The 23,509-nt window shown below is 60.1% G+C and carries 19 protein-coding genes and 3 pseudogenes; 13 read left to right on the top strand and 9 right to left on the bottom strand.

The window, feature by feature from the left end; genetic code table 11:
• The first annotated feature begins 582 nt into the window (after window positions 1–582).
• Complete coding sequence (locus ICI42_RS22935; protein WP_188166935.1) at window positions 583–2,457, top strand: cation:proton antiporter domain-containing protein; 1,875 nt, start codon at window positions 583–585, stop codon at window positions 2,455–2,457.
• Window positions 2,458–3,157: 700 nt separating this feature from the next.
• On the opposite strand, the gene ICI42_RS22940 is transcribed toward ICI42_RS22935, so the two are convergent.
• The 4 genes and pseudogenes from ICI42_RS22940 to ICI42_RS22955 all read right to left on the bottom strand — a co-directional run.
• A complete protein-coding gene (locus ICI42_RS22940; RefSeq protein ID WP_188166936.1) occupies window positions 3,158–4,360 on the bottom strand; it encodes an acyl-CoA dehydrogenase family protein in 1,203 nt (400 codons plus the stop codon).
• Window positions 4,360–5,505 carry an acyl-CoA dehydrogenase family protein gene (locus ICI42_RS22945; RefSeq protein ID WP_188166937.1) on the bottom strand — a complete coding sequence of 382 codons (1,146 nt, stop codon included), beginning with the start codon at window positions 5,503–5,505 and terminating at the stop codon, window positions 4,360–4,362. Before ICI42_RS22945 ends, ICI42_RS22940 begins: the two co-directional genes overlap by 1 nt.
• 297 nt (window positions 5,506–5,802) lie before the next feature.
• Window positions 5,803–5,943, bottom strand: a complete 141-nt coding sequence (locus ICI42_RS22950; protein ID WP_188166938.1) for a hypothetical protein — start codon at window positions 5,941–5,943, stop codon at window positions 5,803–5,805.
• A gap of 570 nt (window positions 5,944–6,513) precedes the next feature.
• A pseudogene (locus ICI42_RS22955) lies at window positions 6,514–6,979 on the bottom strand (tyrosine-type recombinase/integrase); the annotation flags it as partial.
• Window positions 6,980–7,103: 124 nt separating this feature from the next.
• Here ICI42_RS22955 and ICI42_RS22960 point away from each other — a divergent pair.
• On the top strand, window positions 7,104–8,534 hold the full coding sequence (locus ICI42_RS22960; RefSeq protein WP_188166939.1) for an IS1182 family transposase: 1,431 nt from the start codon (window positions 7,104–7,106) through the stop codon (window positions 8,532–8,534).
• Window positions 8,535–8,960: 426 nt separating this feature from the next.
• Here ICI42_RS22960 and istB read toward each other — a convergent pair.
• Window positions 8,961–9,694: pseudogene (gene istB / locus ICI42_RS22965) on the bottom strand (IS21-like element helper ATPase IstB).
• Window positions 9,627–9,950: pseudogene (locus tag ICI42_RS22970) on the bottom strand (IS21 family transposase); the annotation flags it as partial. The pseudogenes ICI42_RS22970 and istB, both read right to left, overlap by 68 nt.
• On the opposite strand from ICI42_RS22970, the gene ICI42_RS24300 reads away from it, so the two are divergent.
• Complete coding sequence (locus tag ICI42_RS24300; protein ID WP_188166940.1) at window positions 9,839–10,153, top strand: VOC family protein; 315 nt, start codon at window positions 9,839–9,841, stop codon at window positions 10,151–10,153. The pseudogene ICI42_RS22970 and the gene ICI42_RS24300 overlap by 112 nt on opposite strands.
• A gap of 256 nt (window positions 10,154–10,409) precedes the next feature.
• Here the strand turns inward: ICI42_RS24300 and ICI42_RS24070 are convergent, their stop codons facing one another.
• The 3 genes from ICI42_RS24070 to ICI42_RS22985 all read right to left on the bottom strand — a co-directional run bounded on the left by ICI42_RS24070 (window position 10,410) and on the right by ICI42_RS22985 (window position 11,515).
• On the bottom strand, window positions 10,410–10,541 hold the full coding sequence (locus tag ICI42_RS24070; RefSeq protein WP_269140816.1) for a hypothetical protein: 132 nt from the start codon (window positions 10,539–10,541) through the stop codon (window positions 10,410–10,412).
• 230 nt (window positions 10,542–10,771) lie between these two features.
• A complete protein-coding gene (locus ICI42_RS22980) occupies window positions 10,772–10,912 on the bottom strand; it encodes a hypothetical protein (RefSeq protein WP_188166941.1) in 141 nt (46 codons plus the stop codon).
• Window positions 10,913–11,044: 132 nt separating this feature from the next.
• Window positions 11,045–11,515: an Lrp/AsnC family transcriptional regulator gene (locus ICI42_RS22985; protein WP_210317485.1), complete on the bottom strand. Its 471-nt coding sequence runs from the start codon at window positions 11,513–11,515 to the stop codon at window positions 11,045–11,047.
• A 189-nt stretch (window positions 11,516–11,704) separates the two neighbouring features.
• On the opposite strand from ICI42_RS22985, the gene ICI42_RS22990 reads away from it, so the two are divergent.
• From ICI42_RS22990 to ICI42_RS23035, 10 genes are all read left to right on the top strand, one after another.
• Window positions 11,705–14,032, top strand: a complete 2,328-nt coding sequence (locus tag ICI42_RS22990) for a transketolase-like TK C-terminal-containing protein (RefSeq protein WP_188166957.1) — start codon at window positions 11,705–11,707, stop codon at window positions 14,030–14,032.
• Window positions 14,033–14,619: 587 nt separating this feature from the next.
• Window positions 14,620–15,279: an aspartate/glutamate racemase family protein gene (locus ICI42_RS22995; protein ID WP_188166943.1), complete on the top strand. Its 660-nt coding sequence runs from the start codon at window positions 14,620–14,622 to the stop codon at window positions 15,277–15,279.
• A gap of 4 nt (window positions 15,280–15,283) precedes the next feature.
• Window positions 15,284–16,654 carry a dihydroorotase gene (locus tag ICI42_RS23000; RefSeq protein WP_188166944.1) on the top strand — a complete coding sequence of 457 codons (1,371 nt, stop codon included), beginning with the start codon at window positions 15,284–15,286 and terminating at the stop codon, window positions 16,652–16,654.
• Between the two features lie 2 nt (window positions 16,655–16,656).
• Window positions 16,657–17,583, top strand: a complete 927-nt coding sequence (locus tag ICI42_RS23005; RefSeq protein WP_188166945.1) for a dihydrodipicolinate synthase family protein — start codon at window positions 16,657–16,659, stop codon at window positions 17,581–17,583.
• Window positions 17,583–18,347, top strand: a complete 765-nt coding sequence (locus tag ICI42_RS23010; RefSeq protein WP_188166946.1) for an SDR family oxidoreductase — start codon at window positions 17,583–17,585, stop codon at window positions 18,345–18,347. Before ICI42_RS23005 ends, ICI42_RS23010 begins: the two co-directional genes overlap by 1 nt.
• A 73-nt stretch (window positions 18,348–18,420) precedes the next feature.
• Complete coding sequence (locus ICI42_RS23015; protein ID WP_188166947.1) at window positions 18,421–19,254, top strand: ABC transporter substrate-binding protein; 834 nt, start codon at window positions 18,421–18,423, stop codon at window positions 19,252–19,254.
• Between the two features lie 74 nt (window positions 19,255–19,328).
• Window positions 19,329–19,979, top strand: a complete 651-nt coding sequence (locus ICI42_RS23020) for an amino acid ABC transporter permease (RefSeq protein WP_330999226.1) — start codon at window positions 19,329–19,331, stop codon at window positions 19,977–19,979.
• Window positions 19,980–20,005: 26 nt separating this feature from the next.
• Complete coding sequence (locus tag ICI42_RS23025) at window positions 20,006–21,103, top strand: NAD(P)H-dependent amine dehydrogenase family protein (protein WP_188166949.1); 1,098 nt, start codon at window positions 20,006–20,008, stop codon at window positions 21,101–21,103.
• 4 nt (window positions 21,104–21,107) lie between these two features.
• Window positions 21,108–22,604: an amino acid ABC transporter permease/ATP-binding protein gene (locus ICI42_RS23030; RefSeq protein WP_188166950.1), complete on the top strand. Its 1,497-nt coding sequence runs from the start codon at window positions 21,108–21,110 to the stop codon at window positions 22,602–22,604.
• A gap of 128 nt (window positions 22,605–22,732) precedes the next feature.
• A complete protein-coding gene (locus ICI42_RS23035; protein ID WP_188166951.1) occupies window positions 22,733–23,449 on the top strand; it encodes a GntR family transcriptional regulator in 717 nt (238 codons plus the stop codon).
• Window positions 23,450–23,509 lie beyond the last annotated feature (60 nt).

Below are 23,509 nucleotides of genomic sequence, written 5' to 3' on the forward strand. Positions count from 1 at the left end.
GGCGGCGGTCGCGCCATCGCCGACATCGGCCGCAGTTCGAAATCCCCATAGCCGTCGACTGTGCCCCGCGGGTTCCTTCCTCGGGGACTTTCGTACGCCTGCCGGCGCCCGAAACTCTTCACGTTTGTTGACTGTCCGGTTCTGGCCGAAAAACTGAGAAAGCTGACGTTCGCCCCGCGCCCCCATCCCTGCCGTACAGTTCCTTTTGCCTGCGGGTCCGAAACCCGCCACTTCCTAATAAGACCGCTGTGCTGCGGGTCGACGCCCGATAGGTGCTCAACGGTACCTTCTGAGTGCTTCGGAGGCACCAAGGCGAGATGTGCCGGGTATACCTGCTGGTCGTCAAGAAACGATTCGAACCGACTCCACTTCCTAGCAAATATGTAGACGCCTAGATTAGCGCTGCCGGACCAGGCGCCAACGCTTGGCACGCGCTTAGCGGTTTTGCCGGAAGCACTCGGGCAGTGAAAGCGGCGGCGCGTACGCCTAAATGCTTGCGATGAACGGTGCCCGTACCCATACTGGAAGAGCGGGCCCGGCCTGCTCCCTTTTCCTGCAAAACGTTTTTTGAGGCCACACCGCATGCTGCACGAAATGCCCCTCATCGCCACTATAGTCGCGGGCCTGGGGCTGGCATTCGTGTTCGGCGTGATCGCCAATCGGCTCAAGATGCCGCCGTTGGTCGGCTACCTCGTCGCCGGCATCTTGGTCGGTCCGCATACGCCTGGCTTCGTCGCCGACCAGAGCCTGGCAACGGAACTGGCGGAACTGGGCGTGATCCTGCTGATGTTCGGGGTCGGGCTGCATTTCTCGCTCAAGGACCTCCTCTCCGTGAGGGCGATCGCGGTGCCGGGCGCGGTGGTCCAGATCGGTTTCGCGACATTGCTCGGCATGGGGCTTGCCTGGCTCTTGGGCTGGAATCTAGGCGCCGGCATTGTCTTCGGCCTTGCGCTGTCCGTCGCGTCGACGGTCGTCCTGCTGCGCGCGCTGCAGGAGCGGCGGATACTGGACACCGAGCGCGGTCGCATTGCGGTCGGATGGTTGATCGTCGAGGATCTCGCGATGGTACTGGCGCTGGTGCTGCTGCCGGCGCTGGCAGGCGTGCTGGGTGGGACCGACACGACCCATACTGCGGCCGACCCGGTCTCTGTCACCCTGGGCAGCTATCTCGGCGGCGGGATCACCAGCGTCATCGTTCTGACCATCGCGAAGGTCGCGGCCTTCGTTGGGCTGATGCTGGTTGTCGGCCGCAAGGTCATCCCATGGATCCTGCATTATGTCGCCCACACCGGCTCGCGTGAACTGTTCCGGCTCGCCGTGCTCGCGATTGCGCTCGGTGTCGCCTATGGCGCGGCGAAGCTGTTCGGCGTGTCGCTGGCGCTCGGTGCGTTCTTCGCTGGCATGATCATGAGCGAGTCGGAGCTGTCGCACCAGGCCGCTGAGGAATCGCTGCCCCTGCGAGACGCCTTCTCGGTGCTGTTCTTCGTGTCGGTAGGAATGCTGTTCGATCCGTTCAGCCTGATGGAAAGCCCCTTGCCGGTGCTGGCCACGCTGTTCATCATCGTCATCGGCAAATCCGTCGCCGCCTTCCTGATAGTGATCGCTTTCCGCTATCCGATCGGCACCGCGCTGATCATTTCAGCCAGTCTGGCACAGATCGGCGAGTTCTCCTTCATCCTCGCGGAACTGGGTGTCGGGCTCGGCCTGTTGCCGGAACAGGGGCGCGACCTGATCCTCGGCGGCGCGATCCTGTCGATCGTGCTCAATCCGCTAATCTTCGCCGCGGTCGATCAGCTAAAGCCGAGGCTCGAGAAACGCGCAGCCGCCACGGCCGCAGCAGCATCGGCCGAGACCATGCCGCTGCCACCCCCGGGCAGCGATCCGGCGCCGCCACCGCCGATCGAGCCCGTCGACCTCGGCGATACGCCGGCATCAACCCAGCTGTCCGGTCACACCATCCTTGTCGGCTATGGCCGCGTCGGAAGCCTCGTCGGCAAAGCGCTTAAGCAGGCAGGTGCGGACGTGCTGGTGATCGAGGATTCCGACAAGGTGGCCGAGCGCATCCGTCTTGATGGGATAGAAGCGATTGGCGGAAACGCGGCGCGGATCGATGTTCTGGCGGCGGCGAACACGCTCGGCGCCAAGCGCATCATCATCGCCATCCCGAACGCCATTGAAGCGGGCCCGATCGTTACCCGCGCCCGGGCCGCAAGCCCTGACATACGGGTGATCGCGAGGGCGCATTCGGACGCGGAAGTCGAGCACCTAACCGGGCTGGGCGCCGATCTGGTCATCATGGGCGAGCGGGAGATCGCGCGCGGCATGGTCGAGCAGGTGCTGGGCTCGCCGGCTACCGTTGCGACGGTGCCGGATTCGTACGCCGCCAGCGTCGCCGAACAGGGCGTGCTGCCGGACTTTCCGGGAGCGCCGACGGACGACCGCGAAGCCGACCGCTGACCAGGCGATTGGCACCTATCGGAAAATCGCAAATTTGTGCCGCATGAAATTTTCGTCGTGAAACTCCCGTTGGAGCCGCCACGGGCAGGCTCACTTACCTAAAGAGCGACAGGATGTTCTGCGAGTTCGAGTACGCGTCGCCAGCAACTGGATGCCTAGCTGCTGCTGAAACTCAAGATCTGAGCGACGGGCCCAACCGGAAGACACGCTGTCGCGGCTTCCCATTTCTCCAGGGAGACCGCAGCAGCCATATGCGGACCACACAGTTCTGCTTCCAAGGAAGGCGGAACGACAGTTTGGGGCAGGTCGAAAATAGCGATCGGACGACAACCACGGTGCATCGCCGCCTGGCACAATTGGGGCCGTCTCCCGACTGTTCGCTTCGTGGCGAAAAACTGGGAAAGCCGACGTTCGGCGTACGACCCCAAGTCGGTCGTTCAAGACGCCTTCCAGATTTACTGAAAGCTGCCAGGCGCTTGGCGAAACGGTCAGGAATGCCTGAAGGCCATTCGCTTTTGACGACCCGGATGCGGTGCAGGCCACCTTGCGACATTTCGGAAGGCTATAATTTCTAGAGCATGGTGAAATATAAATCAGGCGCGACACGGAGGCAGCAGTCGTCATCGCCAAGGATCACTACATCAAATGCAACTGCGTCCATCTTCAGTTTCGGTTTGCGGCCTCTTTTGTTAGCTTGTCGTTACCGGAGCAGGTTACGAGCAATGATTTCCAGCTGGATTTCGTTGCTGCCACCAAAAATACTTTGCGAGCGGGAATTGATATAGGCCGGCGCAGCAACCTTGCGCAGTTCGTCGACTTCCGACTCTTCGGGAAGATGGTGAAGAGGTCGTTGGTCTTCCCAGCGTAGCGCGTCCGGACCAAGGATCGACGCGCCGAGCTCGCCGATTGCCTGGTGGACGCGGCTCCGCAAAATCTTCATGACAGATGAGGAAACCGCGCCCGGGTTGCCACCTGCCTGGACTTTCGACATTGCAGACAGCTCGAGCATGTCGTTGGTATCGATGTCAGCACCGATCTCAGCCAACCTGGCAACGAAGAGCGGATCTTCCATGGCACAGCGGCCATCCGGCCCGCAAGTCTTGGCGATTTTCATCAGCTTGGAGTAGTGGGCGCGTAGCGAGCCGCCGGCGAACGAGCCGCCGCGCTCGAACTCGAGCAGGTATTTGGCGATCTCCCAGCCTTCCCCCTCGGCGCCGACGCGGTCGGCCACGGCGACCTTTACCCCGTCGAAGAACGTCTGGTTGAACTCATGCGTGCCGTCGATGGAGAGGATCGGCCTCACATTTACGCCGGGTGCCGTGAGGTCGATGAGCAGAAAGGTGATGCCTTCCTGTTTCTTACCGGTGTCGGAAGTGCGCACCAGCGCGAACATCCGGTTCGCACGGTGCGCGTGGGTCGACCAAATCTTGGATCCATCGACGACGTAGTGATTGACGTCAAGAGAAGCCTTCGTCGTCAGTGAGGCGAGATCGGACCCTGAACCTGGCTCAGAATAGCCTTGCGCCCAGATATCGTCTCCCGACAATATGGACGGCAGATAGCGCTGCTGCTGCTCAGCTGTGCCATAGCGCATCAACACGGGAGCGATCATCTTTACTCCTGCGCTGCGGAAATGCGGTTCACCAGCGTTCTCACACTCCTGGTCGAAGATGTAGCGTTGGGTCAGCGTCCAGCCTGGTCCGCCATGCTCTGCCGGCCATGACGGCGCGACCCAACCCCGCTCGGCGAGTATTCTCTGCCATTGTAGCCCGTCTTGTGGATCGGCGAGGAATGACGGGTTAAGGCGTTCGGCGCGCTTCATCTGCGGCGTGAGCTCTTGCCTAAGGAAAGCGCGGACCTCATCGCGAAAGGCGATCTCTTTATCGTCAAGATAAAGGTCCATCAGCTCTCACCGCGCTCATAAAGAAGATTGCCGCGCATCTCGGCCGAGGCCAGCACACGCGCATAGCGATCAAGATGATCCCGCGTGCTGCCGAAGCTGTTTTCGAATGCATAGAGACGCTTGAACCAGTTACCGATGGGCAGTTCCTGCGAGAATCCCATTGCTCCATGCAGTTGGATTGCCTCCTGGGCGACGTGGCGCGAGGCGCGGCCGATTTTAGCCTTGGCGCCTGACACCCCACGAATGCGCTGAGACTTGCTTGCATCACAGCTCAAGGCTGCTAAGAGCGCCGAGGCACGCGCTTCCTCGCATCTGACGGCCATCTCTGCCATCCGGTGCTGCAGCGCTTGGAAGGATGCGATCGGCTTGCCGAATTGTACCCTCTGTTTCGTGTACTCGACAGTAGCAGCCAAGAGCGCATCCATGGCGCCGACAGCGTCGGCGCACAGGGCGGCCACGGCGCGGTCGTGGACAGCTTCAAGTGTTGGAAGGATCGACTCTTCACCGATCCGGTCTTCCAATCCGACCACGACCCGGCTCAACCTGACGTCAGCTGCCCTTCCGCCATTCACGGTTGGATAAGAGGTGATCTCCACTCCGCGAGCACCGGCACGCACAGCGAAAAGCGCGATTTGGTCGTCCAGCAGCGCCGTAACGAGAAATACATCCGCCCATTGACCGGCGCGAACGAGCACTTTTTCGCCGGTTAGCGCATATCCCTCGCGGTTGCGCACCGCTACGGTTCGAACATGATCAAGTTTTCCCCGTGCGCCATTTTCAAGATGGGCAAGAACGGGGATCGCGGTGCCATTGATAAGAGGTTCAAGCCATGCGGCGCGTTGCGCATGCGTGCCCAGTGCCTCGATCAAGCCACCGGCAATAACCACGATCTCGATAAATGGCGTGACTGCTCCGGCGCGCCCGAGTTCTTCGGCTACAATGGCGATTTCCAATGCGCCACAGCCCACTCCGCCATTAGCCTCGGCAAATGGCAAACCGAGCCAGCCCAAGTCAGCAATTTGGTCCCAGAAAGTTCGATGAAAGTCGCCGCCGGCCGCCGCCAAGGCGTTTGCCGGCATTTTAGCCAGAAGCCGCCGCGCGCCATCGCGCAGAATTGAATGCTCCTCACTATAGTTGAGATTCATTGTCCCCTACATCAGTCATACCGCCTGGTGACGTCGTCTCGGAAAAAATTCTTCTTCCGAAGGATGCGACCAGCGACATCGAAATTCCCAAGAGAATGCCTCGTGCTGAATATCAGGGAGCCATATATACGTCAATGTGATAGGAATTCTGACTTTGCGTCCAATGTGCCCGATGATGGCGTCTGGACCGCCGACCAGGACGATGGTGTCGGCGTCGTCGAGTTCCTGGAAGCCGAGATGCAAGACGCCGATCGGACGACGCCAGGAACTTAGTCGACACGCTGGAAACTGTGTTGGCTACACCGGTGCGACCCAGCCTGCGAGATGATCGTAAATCCGATCGCGGAGCCGCCTGACATCTTCGTTCAGCTTGGCCATGGCCGCGACGGTCTCGCCGGTGTTTTCGAGCAGCGCATCGGCGAGACTTCCTCCCCTCATTTGCAGGGCCTTGCCTTCATCCGTCAACACGATACCGCGAGTTCGTTGACGTCGAGATGGCGCTTGCGAAGTTGGAATGTGCCGGGGACTTCGTGCATCTCGTTGAACTGCAACGGCCTGCGGCGGTTCTCAAGCGCTGCACCTTGGTTGTGTCGACTATCTCGGCGGAAACGACGGTCTGTCGTCAGCGCACATCAATCGCAGTACCACCGAGGTTCGGTACCACCGAGGTTCCTCTTGAGATTTGGCATGAGTCGCTGGACATTGCACCGACGATCGGGTTGCGCGGTCGCACAGCCTGCGTAGCCGTTTCGCTGAGGAACAAATAGCAGTTAGGAACCGGCTGCGGCCGCCTGAACGCCTGAGACGAGGTCGCGTTGCAGTCGAAGGACGTCGGCCACGTGAATGGCCGCTTTCCCAGTTCCGCCGCCAAAACGGTCGGGCAAGAATCCACCCCACTATGGCCGGAGCAAGCGTATCACTCGGCGTGCTATGAGCGGCCATCCGCGCTCGGTCCGGATGGCCGCTCTACGTCAGATCTCGGTTCTCTCGGCCAGGAGGAGCGCTTCCTCCATACTCCTCAGGACGTAGACCGATCGCCTTCACCCATTCATCGACAAGGCGCGCATACTGCCTCGCGCTTATGTGTTTCGTGTGGTCAATCCTGCTCGGGAAGGCGTAGTCCTCTACCGAGCCACCGCGTTTTTCGAGCCAAGCCAGAAGGCTGGTTCTGACATCGCTGGTGATTTCGAACTGAACAGGTCGCCCCGTCTTTTGCTGAACCACAATCGCGCGAATTCTGATCTCAGTTCCGACGACTACCTCGCGAATCCGGATCTTGACTAGGTCGCAGCCGCGAAGCTTGCTGTCGATGGCGAGATCGAACAGGGCTCGATCCCGGATACGCCTCTCGCGATCAAAGAAGAAGCGAATGGCCCAGATTTGCTTCTGGGTGAACGGACGCTTGGTGCCGACCTTCTTTCCGGCGTTTCAAGTTGCGCTCGCGGCTGGCATCATCGAATGTGGAATGGCCCATGTGAGTTCTCCTCGGCCTTGATTGGCCAAGAGAGGAAACGCCGCAGGTTAGTGCCGCTGAGGGGCGGAGGCTGTGTGAAAACCCCTGATTATGCTATGATCTGGCACTGCTTCGGAGGTGCCACATGGGACGTTTTGTCGAGGCTGCTGACCGACACCAGGCGAGCTTTCTGCCGGCCTGTCTTGAAGATTATGTCGATGCGGATAACGCGGTACGCATCATTGATGCCTTTGTCGATGAACTCGATCTGGCCGAACTCGGCTTTGCCCGCGTGCAGCCGGCATCGACCGGCAGGCCTGGCTACGCACCGGGGACGATGCTCAAGCTCTACGTTTATGGATACCTGCATCAACTGACATCAAGCCGGAAGCTGGAGCGGGAGGCGGGCCGCAATATCGAACTGATGTGGCTGACCGGCAAGCTGGTACCCGACTTCAAAACCATCGCCGACTTCCGCCATGACAATGCCAGAGCGATCCAGATCGCATGCCAGCGGTTTGTTGCCATCTGTGGTCTTGTGGGCGGCGGTATGGTCGCCATCGACGGCTCACGCTTGCGCGCGGTGAACACGCACGAGAAGAATTACACTAAGGGCAAGCTGGCGCGCCGGAAGGCCCATGTCGAGGAGAGCATCGCGCGCTATCTGGCCGAGCTCGAGGAAGCCGATAGTGCCGCGATCGGCCCGGCCACACCCCGGATCGCACATCTCACCGAGCGACTGGCGTCGCTGCGCGGGCGGCTTAGCGAGCTTGAGGAGATTGGCCGTCAACTGCAAGCCGCCCCCGATGAGCAGATCTCGCTCACCGATCCGGATGCCCGCGCGATGGCGACCGGAAGCGACCATCGCGGCGTAGTCGGCTACAACGTTCAGGCCGCCGTCGATACCAAGCACCATATTGTCGTCGCCAATGAGGTAACGAACCGGGGCCATGACCGCTCGCACCTGCTGGAGATGGCCAAGGCGGCACAGGCCGAGATCGGTGCTTCCGAGATGATTGCCCTTGCCGATCGTGGGTACTACGAGGGTGAGCAGATCCGCTCCTGCGCCGAAGCCGGCATAATCCCGATGGTGCCCAAGCCCAATACTTCACCGGCTCAGGCGCGTGGCTTTTGGGGCAAGGCCGAGTTCGTGCATGAGCCTGAGACGGACACCTATCGCTGCCCAGCCGGCCAGCAGCTCCAGAAGCGCTTTGCGAGGGTAGAGGGCGGCAAGCTCATCGGTGTTTACTTCAACCAGAAGGCCTGCGGTGCCTGCGCATCGCGTCCACTGTGCACGGCCGGCAAGGAGAAGCGTATCCGGCGATGGGAGCACGAAGCCGTGCTCGATGCCATGGAGCGAAAGCTCAATGCGATGCCTGAAGCGATGGCGGTCCGCCGTTGTACCGTCGAGCACGTCTTCGGCACCATAAAAGGATGGATGGGCGCCACCCACTTCCGAACGCGGGGGCTCCGGAACGTCGCCACTGAAACCAGCCTGACGATCCTGGCCTATAACATCAAGCGAGCCATCGCAGTTGCCGGCGTTGCCTCGACCATTAAAGCGATAGCCGGGTGAACGAAGCTAACGTGCGCCATGGCAAGGCAAAATGAACGATCAACTGCGCCGAGTTCTCACACAGCCTCGGGCCGATACCGGACCCACCGGTTCTGGCCGAGACGCGAAAAATGCCGACCCTCAATCGAGAGCGTCGGAAATGTCTTTCAGACTCTCAGTTTGGTCATTCAAGGCTGAGGGTACCCCGTATCCATGATGGCCAGTATCGCCGACATTAAGCCGACAAGGTCGTTCTGACGCTGTCCGGTTGGACGAGCCTCGCGACCGCGCGGCGATATCTGCATGTCAATCGGCGTCGTAACGGGACCCCTTATCGGCTTGCAAAAGGAACCCCTGCCTCTGGTTGCATAGGGTCAGCGCGCGCAGGCCCGGGGCTCTCCATTTAGCGCAGGGGCCTGCGGGCGCGGGTTGTTTGTCTTTTCGGCTTTAGCTTTGAGAGCGGTTTCTGAAGCGCCAGGATTCATTCCCTGTCTCAACGATTTCGCAATGGTGGGTTAGCCTGTCGAGGAGGGCGGCGGTCATCTTGGCGTCGCCGAGACGGCCGGCCACTCGCCAAATGCCAGGTTCGTCGTGACGATAATCGAGGTCCGCTCGTATAGCCTGCTGATCAGATGGAAGAGGAGCTGACCACCGGCCTGGGCGAATGGGAGATAGCCGAGCTCGTCCATGATGACGAAGTCGAGCCTGGTGATGAAGTCGGCCAGCCGCCCCTGTTTGCCGCTACGTGCCTCCGTCTCAAGCCGATTGACGAGGTCGACGACGTTGAAGAAGCGGCCGCGTGCTCCATTGCGGATCAGAGCCCGAGCAAGGGCGATGGACAGGTGAGACTTTCCCGTGCCGGTTCCGCCGACCAGAACAATATTGTGCTGATCGGCCACGAAGGCGCCGGTGGCGAGGTCGCGGATCAGAGTCTCATTGACCGGCGTGCCGGTGAAGTCGAAGTCCTCGACATCCTTGGCCAGCGGCAACTTGGCGACAGTGAGCTGGTATTTGATGGAGCGAGCCTGCTTCTCCGCTATCTCGGCCTGCAGCAGGTCGCCAACGATCTGGGGCGGCTCGTGCTGCCGCTTAATGGCGACGCCCATGATCTCGTCATAGGCCGAGCGCATCCCGTAGAGCTTCAGCGTTCCCATCAGTTCCAGCACTTCGGTGCGTTCCATGGCTGCTTGTCCTCCTGAGACTGTCATAGCGGGCGCAGTCGGCGATCGGTTCGTGAGCCAACTTCAGCACCTGTGGGATGGAAAGGATCGTGCCCGGCGCCGGATCGCGGCTGCGCGCCAGGATGTTGAGGATCACCGCCGCCGATGAGACGCCGTGCTCGAGCGCCTCCTGGCAGGCGGCCTCGACCGCGCTCAATCTGTCGGTCAAAACGCAGGCGAGGATCGACACCATCTGCCGGTCGCCGTCATGCATGCCCTTACGGCTTCCACCATGTAGGGTTCCGTGTAGACGGTGTTGATGCTACGTTTGCGGCGCTCAAGCAAAGGGGCGTGACCTTTCTGAGTGAGCCTTTGGATTTTGAGGCTTGCAATCGTCGCTTCGCCGTATTTGCGGACCCGTGGAACAACGTCATTGAGATCGACGCACCGATCGTGCCCGACAGTCCGGTCAGCCAATAATTAGCAGGAGCAACAACGTGGCTCCATGAACAGCTCTTCAATCTTAACTGCCTGTCGTTTCTACCCTCGCCGGCGTGCTTTTCCCATCATCCACCATCTATCAAGATGGATGTTGAATCAGCATACAACCCGGATGTCACTTAACAGGCGATGCATCAATTGCAGGACTTGCTCTAGGGGTCGTCGATAGAGCGCTGGATACCGACGTCGGCCGCGCTAGGAAAAGGCGCCGCCTTTTTGGGGCGGGGCCGGCCTCTCAACCTCCATCCTTTAAAACGCGTTCCGCTTCGAGCAGGGCCATGCCGATCAGGTAGATCAAGAAAAAGTTCTGTGTGATTTGAGCGACCTTCATTGCGTCGAGCAGGTCTGCAACCATGCGCCGTTTCATCGCTGTTCCTCCAGATGGAATCTGGATATCCTTCGACAACAATCAAATAAACTGCAATAGGACGATTGTTTTAGCGTTTGACCAAGAAGAGGTGTCCATCCGGACATCCGTCTACTCGCACTGTTCGTCTTTTTTATCAGTAGTGCCAAACGCCAAGCAGGCGCACCGAAAAAATTAGAATCACAGTTCGCTGAACTCGCACCATCATCAGCGACAGCTGAGGGTCGAGATCATCGGCGCGCCGGCATGACAGCGAAGGCAACGCCGAACAATAGCAACAGTCCGATAAGCAGTACGGTTACCGCCAAAAGACCGATCAGGTCTCCCGGCTCAGGGGCGCGAAACGGAGAGTTGTCGTAGCGGTCGAGCATGTCTCAATAGGCTCTGGCTGAATGTCAGCGTCAAGTGCGCTGACAACGCAGACACCCTTACTCGCTGGGCGAATTCACAAGTGGGGCCGGGCGGGGGGCTTGGTCGCGACCTATCCGATGCTCCACACGCGCTTAGCCTACACTCACCGGCAGCACCTCAGAGCGCTTCAGTTGGCCAAGCGCGAAACTTGTCTCGATGGAGGAGACGCCCTTGAGCCGTGTTAGCTTCGTCTTCAGGAATTGCTCATAGGCGGGAAGATCTGCGACGACGACCCGCATCAGATAGTCGAACTGTCCGGTCATCAGATAGCAATCGACCACCTCCGGCCATTGCAGAACCTTTTCGGCAAAGCGGTCGAGATGATCTTCGTTTTGCTTTTCGAGCTTTATCGACGCAAAGGCGCTGACGGGTAGCCCCACCTTGGCCTGATCGATCACCGCGCTGTAGCCCTTGATAACGCCTTCATCCTCCAGGATGCGAACGCGGCGCGCGCAGGGCGAGGGCGACAGACCAACCTGCTCGGCGAGCGCTTGAACGCTCAGACGTCCGTCGTGTTGGAGCGCCGCAATGATCTTGCGATCCAATGGGTCCAGTTTCTTCATTGGCACGAATCCGGATCAAATAAGCGTCAGTTTAGCGGAATCCGCTAAACCCAACTGTTCTTGTGACGTACTTTGGTTACATTCTCAAACCGCTTACGGATAGTCTATCTCAAAAGGGAGGCCATCTTGCGCGAAGAAACTGACATACTTGCCGATCTCGAAAGGAAAGTTCTCTGGCTTTCTAGCTGGATGATCCACAATGCCAACCATGTCAGAGCCAACGACGATGGACTGAAAGTCGGCGGGCATCAGGCTTCGTCCGCCTCGCTGTCGACCATCATGACCGCCCTCTATTTTTCCATTCTGCGGCCCGAGGATCGGGTCGCGGTCAAGCCTCACGCCAGCCCGGTCTTCCACGCCATTCAATATTTGTTCGGAAAGCAGACCCTGGAAAAGCTCCAGAACTTCCGAGGATACAAAGGCGCGCAGTCCTATCCTTCCCGGACGAAGGACGCTGATGACGTCGATTTCTCTACAGGTTCCGTCGGCCTGGGGGTGGCACAGACGCTCTTTGCATCGCTGGTCCAGGATTACATCACCGCCAAGGACTGGTCAGGCATCGAGCAGCAGGGCCGCATGGTGGCGTTGCTTGGTGACGCCGAGATGGACGAAGGAAACATCTTCGAGGCCTTGCTCGAAGGGTGGAAGCACGGCCTGCGCAACACCTGGTGGATCGTCGACTACAATCGCCAGAGTTTGGATGCTGTTGTGCGGGAAGGCCTGTGGGAACGCTTCGAGGCCATCTTCCGCAACTTCGGTTGGAATGTCGTCATCCTCAAATATGGCTCCCTGCAAAAGGCAGCCTTTGTTGAACCCGGCGGCGAAGCTCTGAAGCACTGGATCGACCAATGTCCGAACCAGCTCTATTCCGCGCTGACCTACCAGGGCGGCGCCGCATGGCGAAAGCGGCTGCTCGATGATCTTGGCGACCAAGGAGCCGTTACCCGTCTGATCGAGAGCCGCAGCGATGCGCAGCTCGAGGCGTTGATGACGAACCTGGGCGGACACGATTTGCCCTCCCTGTTGGAGGCATTCAGTTCTGCTGCGACGCATGACCGTCCGGTGTGCTTTATCGCCTATACCGTGAAAGGCTATGGCCTCCCTCTCGCCGGGCACAAGGACAATCATGCGGGGCTGATGACACCCACGCAAATAGGCACTTTGCGCGACAGGATGGGAATCCGCGAAGGCCATGAATGGGAACCATTCGAAGGAATGACCTTCGACCATCGTTCGGTGCGGAAATTCCTCGCTAACGTCCCGTTCCAGAAAGGCGGTCCGCGTCGCCATATGGTGCCGGCCGTGCCTGTACCGGACAAGTTCGACATCCAGCGGTCGGCAGCGATGTCGACGCAGCAAGGCTTCGGCCTGCTGATGCACGAGATTGCCAAGCAGGATACGCCATTTGCGCAGCGTGTCGTGACCACGTCGCCAGATGTGACCGTCTCGACCAATCTCGGAGCGTGGGTTAACCGGCGCGGTCTGTTCGCGCGTGAGAACACGGTCGATCTCTTCCGCAAAGAGCGCATCCCATCGACTTTCAACTGGGACTTCTCGCCAAACGGTCAACATCTCGAACTCGGCATTGCGGAGATGAACCTGTTTCTCATGCTCTCCGCTTTGGGTCTGTCGCACTCGATCTTCGGGGAGCGCTTGCTGCCTGTAGGGACGCTTTACGATCCCTTCATCAAACGGGGCCTCGATGCACTAAATTACGCCTGCTATCAGGATGCGCGGTTTATCATCGCCGCCACTCCATCGGGCGTTACCCTGGCTCCTGAGGGCGGCGCTCATCAATCGATCGCCACGCCGTTGATTGGCATGGCGCAGGACGGGCTTGCTTCCTTCGAGCCGGCGTTCGTTGACGAGCTTTCCATCGTCCTCCGTTTCGCCTTCGATTATATCCAGCGAAACGGCGAGGCCGAACCCACTCAAACCAACTGGCTGCGGGACGCCACGGGCGGGGCGGTTTATCTCCGCCTCTCGACACGTGCGCTTGAGCAACCGAGCCGCGATCTGACCGACGAAAAGTCCGAAGACATCATCAATGGCGGCTACTGGCTTCGCCGCCCAGGCCCGAACGCCGAAGTGATCATCGCCTATACCGGCGTCGTAGCGCCCGAAGCGATCGAGGCCGGAGGGCTGATAGCCGAGGACAGACGCGACGTTGGTATCCTGGCAGTCACATCGGCGGATCGGTTGAATGCCGGCTGGACCGCGGCACAACGAGCACGCGAAAGCGGCGTGATCGCCGCTAAAAGCCACATCGAGCGGTTGTTCGACGACGTTCCGACCAACTGCGCTATCGTCACCGTCCTCGACGGTCATCCTGCAACGCTGGCCTGGCTGGGTTCCGTCAAAGGCCAACGTACGCGATCGCTCGGCGTCGAGCACTTCGGACAGACCGGGACCATCGCAGATCTCTATCGACATTATGGGATCGATGCCCAGGGCATTCTGCGAGCGGCACAGCTCTTAGCGCCCGGCAAGCCACTCCGATATCTCGCATCGCGTTGATGAGGCGACAGGACCAGATTTTCCGAGTTGCTTCTGGCGACATCGGGGCGTTGAAGCTGGGATCATCTCGCTTCTTGCCCTGGCAGGACGTGTAGTCGTACGGCTAATCCCTGTTGGTTCGAGCGGCTACGCAATGTTAGCTTGATCTCCGCAAGACTTCGCTCATGCAATAGAACCTATTTAGGCACTTCACGACTGGCCTGGCGCATAGCGACCGACTGGAATCGATCTGGCCAACAAAAAGTCGCGACCGTCCTGATCGAATGCAGGTCGATGCTGAGCAGACCTATGCCATCTACTGCATGACCACCAAAAGGAACGGCTTCAGCCACCGCAACGCTCTGCGATTGAACCCTATCGTCACCGGGTAAGCACGGCATCAACGATGCGGTTGTTATGACGGATTCCGACATTTGTCATTACTTCCAAGATGGGAATTACCGCGCTCGTCAGGACGAAGCCGCTGTCTAACGTTTAGACCAAATGCCTGAAAATAGTGCAGATTCTCCGTTATTCGTTTATAAAAATATCAGTTGACATATTACAGGATATGTCCAATTTTCTGAATTGTACCAACCAGGCTTCCAATGAAAATTCTTGTTCTCAATCCGAACAGTTCGGCTAAGGTGACCGCGGCAATCGCGGCGAGCATCGCACCGCTGCGGGCGGTTACGGCTCACACAATCGTTTGCGACCATCTTCCCGATGCGCCGATCGGTATCGAGACCGATGCGGATGTGGCCCTTGTCGCGCCGATGGTCGTAGAGACGATTGCCTCCAGCGACGCGGATGCTTTTGTCGTTGCCTGTTTTTCCGATCCCGGAGTTGAAGCGTCGCGTGCGGCGACAAGCCGGCCAGTGGTCGGTATTGCCGAAGCTGCCTATTATGCTGCGCTGCAGCTCGCGCCGCGCTTCGGCGTTGTCTCTCTCGGTGCATCTTCAGTCGCACGCCATGCTGCCCATATCGAACGGCTTGGGTTGACCGGGCGTCTTGCAGCCGACCGGCCGGTCAACATGTCGGTGGCGGAAGCAAACGACCTCAACCTCGCTGGCGCCTCGGTTGCGCGCATCGCCAAAGTCATGGCGGAAAGCGACGGTGCTGGTGTCGTGATCCTAGGCTGTGCCGGCATGGGCGGTCATCGGCCGGTCCTGCAGCAGGAACTCGGTGTGCCGGTCGTCGATCCCGTGCAGGCGGCAGTCGCGGCCGCGATCAATGCGCTCGACCTTCAATATTTCTCGAAGGTGTGATCCGATGGAGCTTGTCGTCAAGGGTCGCGTGGTGGTGCCGGATGGCATCCTCGAAAACGGTTGGGTCGCAATCTCCGACGGTCGCATAGCAGCTGTCGGAACCGGCAATGCGCCTGCTGCTGGTCGGCTCGACGACCGTGGCAATGCGCTGATCCTGCCAGGTGCGGTCGACGGGCAGACCCATGCGACGAGCTACAAGGGCCTACTTGGCATCGCCGACACCACGCGGTCGGCAATCGCAGGCGGCGTCACCACACTGGTCGACATGCCTTATGATAACCCCGAGCCGCTCGACCGGGCGGAGCGTCTGGATGCCAAGATTGCCGCGATCGCCGCGCATTCGCACGCCGACATGGCGCTGTACGGGACGGCGACGCGCGAAACGGGCACGGCCAATCTGGCTGCGCTGATTGAGGGAGGAGTCGTCGCCTTCAAAATTTCATCGTTCGAGAGCAATCCAGTGCGATTTCCTCGGATCGGGGAGGACCTCGTACTCGACTTGATGGAGGCCCTTGCTTCGACGCGCATTCCGCTCGGGTTGCACAACGAGGACCAGGAGATTGTCCTGGCCCGTGTCGCGCGAGCGAAGGCGGCGGGCCGGAACGGGATTGTGGCGCATGCAGAAGCGCGGCCGGAAGCAGCTGAACTGGCGGCGACCGGTCAGTTCCTTGCCCTCGGCCTTGCAAGCGGCGCGCATGTCCATCCTGTTCATCTAACGGCGGAAGCGGGTTTCCGATTAACCAACGCCGTCGCAGAACTTGGTGCTGCGGCAACGGGCGAACTCTGCGTCCACTATCTCTGGCTGGATGCGGAACGCGACGGAGACCGGCTCGGCGCAAAGATGAAGGTGAACCCGCCCATTCGTTCTTCCGCTATAGACGGCCTCTGGCAATCGATCTCGCAAGACCTCGTCGCCTTCGTTTCCTCCGATCATTCGAGCTGGCCGATAGATAACAAGCTGACGGACTCGATCTTCGATGCAGGTGCGGGTGTTCCCGGCCTCGAGACGCTTGTGCCAGCGTTTTTTACGGCTGCCGAGAGGCGCGGCCTCGATGCTGCGCGTCTGAGCGCAGAGTATCTGGCCGAGCGACCGGCACGATTCTTCGGCATCGATGATCGGAAGGGCGCGATCACCGTGGGCCGTGATGCTGACCTGGTTGCGCTCGAAGAGGGTTCCTTCGTCTGGGATGAGGCTACCTCTCACGACGGGCTGAACTGGAGCCCATTTCACGGCGAAAGGTTTTCGGTCCGCGTCGCCGCGAGCTGGTTACGTGGACAGCTCGCATGGGATGGAAAAGACATTCTCAACAAGCCGGGAGACGGTCGTTTCGTCCCGCGCTCCACAGCCGGCTGGTTTGGGGCTGGAAAGGACTGACAATGGCACTTCTCACAGATAAGGCGCGTGGCGTCTTCGTAATCTCGGTTACGCCATTCAAGGATGACGGATCCCTTGATCTCGACAGCCTTGATAGGGTTACAGATTTCTACCTCTCCGCTGGTGCCGATGGCCTGACCGTTCTGGGTATGATGGGCGAGGCGCCCAAGCTGACGGGTGGCGAGTCCCGTCAGGTTATCCAGCGCGTGATTGCGCGCGCGCAGGGCAAGCCCGTCGTGGTCGGCGTCTCGTCCCCCGGCCTTGCGGCGCTCACGGAAGTCAGCCACGAAGCCATGGCACAGGGTGCTGCCGGCGTGATGATCGCGCCGCCAATGAACCTGCGAACAGATGCCCAGATCCTGAACTACTATCGCCAGGCCTGCGGCTTCCTAGGCACGGATGTGCCTGTGGTGCTTCAGGATTTCCCGCTCGCGACCACGGTGCAGATCAGCGACGAACTCTTGGGGCGCCTAATCGACGAGCTTCCGCAGATCGTCATGCTCAAGCATGAGGACTGGCCTGGCCTATCGAAAATCTCGAAGCTTCGCGAGGCGGAGAAGAAGGGGCGTCGTCGCATCTCGGTCCTTTGCGGCAATGGCGGCGTTTTTCTGCCGGAAGAGGTTGCCCGTGGGGCCGATGGGGCTATGACCGGCTTCGGTTTCCCGGAAATGCTGGTGCAGGTCACCGATCTCGCAAGCCGAGGCGACATTGAGCGCGCCCAGGACATCTTCGATGCCTATCTGCCGCTCGTCCGCTACGAACAGCAGCCGGGCGTCGGGCTTGCAGTTCGCAAATATGTGCTCGCCAAACGCGGCGCTATTGCGTCGGCTGCACAACGGCAGCCCGGTGCGCAACTGGATGCGCTGGCGCAGGCAGAAGTAGAGCGATTGCTTCGCCGCCAGGACAAACGCCTTAAGGAGTTGGGCTGATGGATTTTGGTTTTACCGGGCGAAAGGCGCTGGTCCTGGGCGCAAGCCGCGGCCTTGGGGCTGCCTGCGCAAGGCTTCTGGCTGAGGAAGGCGCTGATGTATTCGGCGCAGCACGCAACACAGCCTCGGTCGCGGATTGGGCGAGGGGTCTTGCAGTAACGCCGGTCGCACTGGACCTCTCCGATTCCATCTCCGTTTCGGATGTCGCAGCCCGAATGGCCGAAGAGGGTATCGATATTCTGGTCAACAATAGCGGTGGTCCTGCCGCCGGCCCCGCCCGTGGACAAAGTGTTGCGGCCTGGCAGGCGGCGTTCTCGGTCATGGCTACCTCGCTGTTCACGCTGACCGATGCAGTCCTTCCCGGAATGATCGACCGCGGTTTTGGCCGCGTCATCACGGTCGGTTCATCGGGTGTAGAGGCGCCTATCCCGGGCCTTGCCTTGTCGAATGGCGTGCGCGGGGCAATCGCCGGCTGGTCCAAGACGCTGGCCGCCGAAGTCGCACCCAGCGGCGTTACCGTCAACATGGTTCTGCCAGGAAGGATCGCTACCGACCGTGTACGCGAACTGGACGAGGGCAAGGCCAAGCGCAGCGGCGCGTCGCTCGATGCCGTCCAAAGCGAAAGCCGTGGCACCATTCCGGTCGGCCGTTACGGGAAGCCCGAGGAGTTCGCAGCCGTGGTGGCGTTCCTGGCAAGCACCCAGGCAAGCTTCGTGACGGGTTCGATGATCCGCGTGGACGGAGGGATGCTGCGAAACTCTTAGGACGTCCAACTTTCTGAGTCGGACGTGGGAATAAATAGCAAGTCCAGACCAACCAAAAAAGGGGAATGACACAATGAAGAAAACACTGAGCCTCGCTTTCCTTGCCATGATGGCCACCTCCGCGCTGGCGGAGCCGACCATCACCAAGGGCAAGATTTCCTTCGCGGCCGACTTTGCCGCAGCGCCGAACCAGTTCATCCGCACCGATGGCCAGAATGACGGCCTCAACGTTGATATGTGCGGTGAGATCGGCAAGCGCCTCGGCCAAGAAGTCGAGTGGACGAACCTCGCATTCCCCGGCCTTGTTCCGGGCCTGCAAGCCAAGCGGTTCGACAGCCTCTGTACAGCGATCTTCATCAATCCGGATCGCTTGAAGATCATGAACATGATCGCCTACGTCCAATGGGGCGAGGGCCTCATGGTGCCGAAGGGTAACCCCGGCGGAATCTCGTGCGAGGGCAAGATAGGCGCGCCCGAGAGCTACAATGCATGCTTCGACGGACTGGCTGGCAAGGCCGTTTCAGTTGCGGCCGGCGGGACGACAAACAAGAATCTGCAGGCGCAGAGCGATCGAATGGTCGCAGCTGGGCAAAAGGCGATCGACATACGCGCCTTCGATTCCAACTCGGAGGCCATCCAGGCTGCCGTGACCCAGCAGGTCGACGCGGCTTATCTGAACGATCCTCAAGCGGCTTATTACATCTCAACCAGCAAGGCGCCCTTCGAAATGGCTTTTGCCGGCAACGCAGCCAACCGCCTCGCGATCACCACTCTGAAAGACAACACCGAGCTGGCGGAGATGATCGTCAAAGCGCTGGAAGAGATGCGTGCAGACGGCACCTATAGCAAGATCGTTCAGAAATGGGGCGTCGCTCCAGTCGATGCCTTCGTCCTCAACCCGCAATGATATGACATAGGTTGACGGTGCAGTTCTCGGTCGAGACATTCCTGCATTATCTGGCCCAGCCACGGTTTGCCGCCGTGGCTGGCGTCACCCTGCTGGTCGCGATAGCGGCGCAGGCGATTGGGACCGTGATCGGCCTGATCCTTGCGCTGTGTGCCTTGTCGCGGTTCAGGGCCTTGCGGATATTTTCCGGGACTTGGGTATGGCTGTGGCGCGGCACGCCTCCGCTCGTGCAGCTTTTCCTCCTGTACTTCGGTTTGCCCCAGCTTGGCATCCGTCTTGGAGTGTTGGAAGCGGGACTGATTGGTCTGGGCTGCTACTCCGGCGCCTATATGTCCGAGATCATTCGCGGCGCCGTGCAGAGCGTGCCAACTGATCAAATGCAGGCGGCGCGGGCCATGGGCATGAGTTGGCTAGGCGCCATGCTGCACGTGATCCTGCCGCAATCGGTCCGGCTGATCCTGCCGCCATTTGGCAATGAGTTTTCTTCCATGATGCGCACCACTTCGCTCCTTTCGGTGATTTCCTTCAGCGAGCTTCTGCGCGTCACGCGAACCGCGATCAACGAGACCTACGCTGTCATCGAACTCTACGCCGTCGCTGCCTGCTGGTACCTCCTGATGTATTCCGCCTGGATCATCGTGCAGCGCCAACTCGAGCGCTATGCCGCCACCGGCAGCGTCAAACGAAACATGACCAACGTCACCACTCAGGTCGCGGAAGGTTGAGGCACTCTTATTCCGGAGAAACTGAAATGACGACCGCTGTTCTGTTCGGTGTCGGCGCCATGGGCGGACGACTGCTGCGTGTACTTGAAGCCGACTATCCGTCGATTGAAATTGTTGCGGCCATCGATACCGATGCTGCCAAGATCGGTCGCACGCTGGCTGACGTTACGGGATACCAGCGTTTCGGCGGCGTTAAGATCGTCGGCGACCTGGTAACGGCGCTTGCCGACCTGCCGAAAAGGCCGGACGTGCTCGTGCACATGACGGAATCCAAGCCCCACCTCATCAAGGAGCAACTGCTCGCCGCACTGAATACCGGTCTCAATGTGGTATCGGCTGCCGAATCCATGTTCTATCCGGGCCTTCGCTATGGCGAGTTCGCGGAGGCGCTGGACAGCGCGGCACGTGCCAACGGCGTGTCTATTACCGGTACCGGCATCAATCCCGGCTTTTCCTACGACGTGCTTCCGCTAGTGCTGGCGCGTGGCACCAGCGCGGTGACGCGCTTGACCATACGTCGCTGCATCGACGTCACTGGTACGGGACCAGGAGATATCGAGCACGTGGGCTACGGCCTGACGCCTGAGGAATTCAACCGCCGCATTGCCGATGGCCGCGTCGAGGGGCATATGGGCGCGCCGGAATCTCTGACACGGATCGCGGACGCCCTCAATCTCGAGATCGACGAAATCACGGAGGCATGGGATCTGGAGACGGCTGATTTTGAAGTCGACAGCGGAGACCCGACGCTGGGCGTCCTGCCGCCTGGCCGTGTCATCGGCATCACCCAGCGGGCCCGTGCGCTGCATCAGGGAAGCGAAGTGATCAGCACGTCGCTTGCGATGTACTACCAGCCGGAAAAGTTCAACCTCGTCGAGGAGGACCGGATCGAGATTGAGGGTGCTATGCCCGTTATGATGTCGATCAAACCCGCCATGCAATCCTTGTTCGGCGCGGCCAACATCATGGCCAATACGATCGTGCCGCTGGCCGCTGCTGAACCCGGTCTCGTGTCTCCGCTGGACCTCCCGACGGGCGGTACCGTGCGCGGGGTTGCGCGCTACGCGGTCGATCCTTCGCGCCAGGCCAAGCCCGGTTACCTGCCGGTTTCAAGAAAGGTCTGATTTCGTGGGCTTCGACGCCGGCATATTCCTGGAGATCCTTCAGTCGCCTCTGCTGCTGAAGGCAGCCTGGGTGACGATCTGGGTTGCCGTCGTCGCCCAGACGATCGGAACGATCCTGGGCTTTGTTCTGGCGGGTATGCTGGCGGCACCCAGAGTGATGCGCTGGCCGGCGCTAGGCTTCATCTGGCTTTTTAAGGGCACTCCCCTGTTGGCGCAGATCCTGTTCTTCTATTCCGCGTTGCCACAGATGGGCGTTCCGCTCGGCTTGATCGCGACCGGACTGCTGTCGCTTGGTCTCAACGAGGGTGCCCGCATGGCAGATATCGTGCGCGGCGGCCTGATGTCCGTCTCGCGCGACCAGCGCGAGGCCGGATTGGCATTGGGACTTCATCACTGGCAGATATTCCTCAAGGTGGTTTTCCCGCAGGCGATCCGGACGATCGTGCCGCCGCTCAGCAACAATTTCAGTTATATGATCAAGGCAACGTCGCTGCTTGCGGCCATTTCCTTCGCCGAGCTTCTGCGCGTTTCCCAGCAACTCGCCCAATCGACGACCCGCTCGCTGGAAGTCTATCTGGCCGTGGCGCTCTGGTATCTCGCGATCCTGACGATCTGGACGCTGATACAGCATAGGATAGAAAAAGCGGTAGCGCTCAAGACCTCCAGTCATGTGACTACGCCGCCGCCAATCGTCGAGCGGGAAGTTGTGCGGGCAGAGCCGGGACCGGATGCTGCTTCCCGCCTCCACCCTGTGCTTGAGGCTCGCAATCTCACCCGCAGCTTTGGGCCAGTGAAAGGACTGGACGATGTTTCGCTGTCCGTTGGCAGGGGTGAGGTTGTCGTGATCCTCGGACCGTCAGGGTCGGGCAAGAGCACGCTGTTGCGAGCGCTGAACTGGATAGAGCCGGCGGACAGCGGCGATGTGCAACTGAACGGCGAAAGCCTGCCTTGGGCCGACGCGACGCGGCGCATCGCGCGCCCGGAACGATTGCTTAACGAGCGCCGCCGTCGCCTCGGCATGGTGTTCCAGAGCTTCGCCCTGTTTCCGACGATGACGGCCCGGCAGAACGTTGCGCTTGGCCCGCGCAGGCTGCTTGGCATTGCGAAAGCGGAAGCGTTGAGGGCCGCCGATGCGCTGCTCGACAAGGTCGGGTTGGGAGACAAGGTGCAATCCTATCCGGTGGAACTGTCCGGCGGCCAGCGCCAGCGCGTTGCTATTGCCCGCGCATTGTCCATGAAGCCGGATGCCCTGCTCTTCGACGAACCTACATCGGCGCTGGACCCGGAATCGATCGGAGGCGTACTTGGTGTGATGGCCGATCTGACCGGACAAGGTTTGACAATGGTGATCGTCACCCACGAAATCGGCTTTGCCCGACGAATCGCCGATCGGATAATCTATATGGAGCGCGGGCGTCTTCTGATGGATCTGCCGCGCGACGTGGCATTTACCACCGCCGCGCCGGATTATTTTCGCGCTTTTCTGTCTCGCGAAGGATAGTCAGGAATAAGCTATGTGGAATTGCGTGGCGACTGAACCGCCGTGTACCGGCTACTCCCTGGACGTGCATATCCTTGCGCAGTCGCCGGATTGCGGGCCGGAAAAGCGAGTTGCAGACAGGAGAACGCATGGGTGAGGTAACCGCAATCAGGAAGCGGCAGCGTGTGATGCAGCCGGTCAAGCAGGTGTCGTTGACCGAGCAGGTTTACGAGGCGCTGCGAACCCAGATTCTGACATGCGTCATCCGTCCTGGTCAGGAATTGAACGAGGCCGAAGTCGCGGAACGCTTTGACATTTCCAAAACACCGGCGCGCGAAGCCTTGGCTGCCTTGCGGCAGGAAGGGCTCGTCAGGTCTTTCCCGCGTCGTGGTTATCAGGTTACGCCGATCACCTTTTCAGACATGGACGAACTGTTCGACGTGCGAACCATCCTGGAAGCGGGAGCGGCCGAACTCGCCTGCATGAAGCTGACGGCGGAGCAAATCGATCATCTGAATTCACTTGCCGATGCGACCTATAACCAAGGCGAGCAGCTCAGCCTCGCGACGTTCATCAGGTCCAACCGGGACTTCCATCTGGCAATCGCGAAGGCGACCGGCAACGGCCGGCTGGTACAACTCCTGACCCACCAGATCGATGCGTTGGAACGCTTTTTCTATCTCGGCGCTCAACTGCGGGACGTGAACAACGAGACGACCGTCTCCCACCACCAGATCGTGGAGACCCTCGCCAGCCGTAACCAGACGACAGCGCGGGAAATCATGATCCGCCACAACGAGCAGACCCGCCAAGGCCTGTTCCAAGCGCTCGCGACTGGGCGGGGATATGATCTGATCAATCTCTAGCACCGGAGAGCCGGTGCTGAACTCGAAAAAAACTGCGGGCGCCAAGTTCCCGCGTGAACA

Source organism: Oryzicola mucosus, assembly GCF_014534685.1.
Lineage (GTDB): Bacteria > Pseudomonadota > Alphaproteobacteria > Rhizobiales > Rhizobiaceae > Oryzicola > Oryzicola mucosus.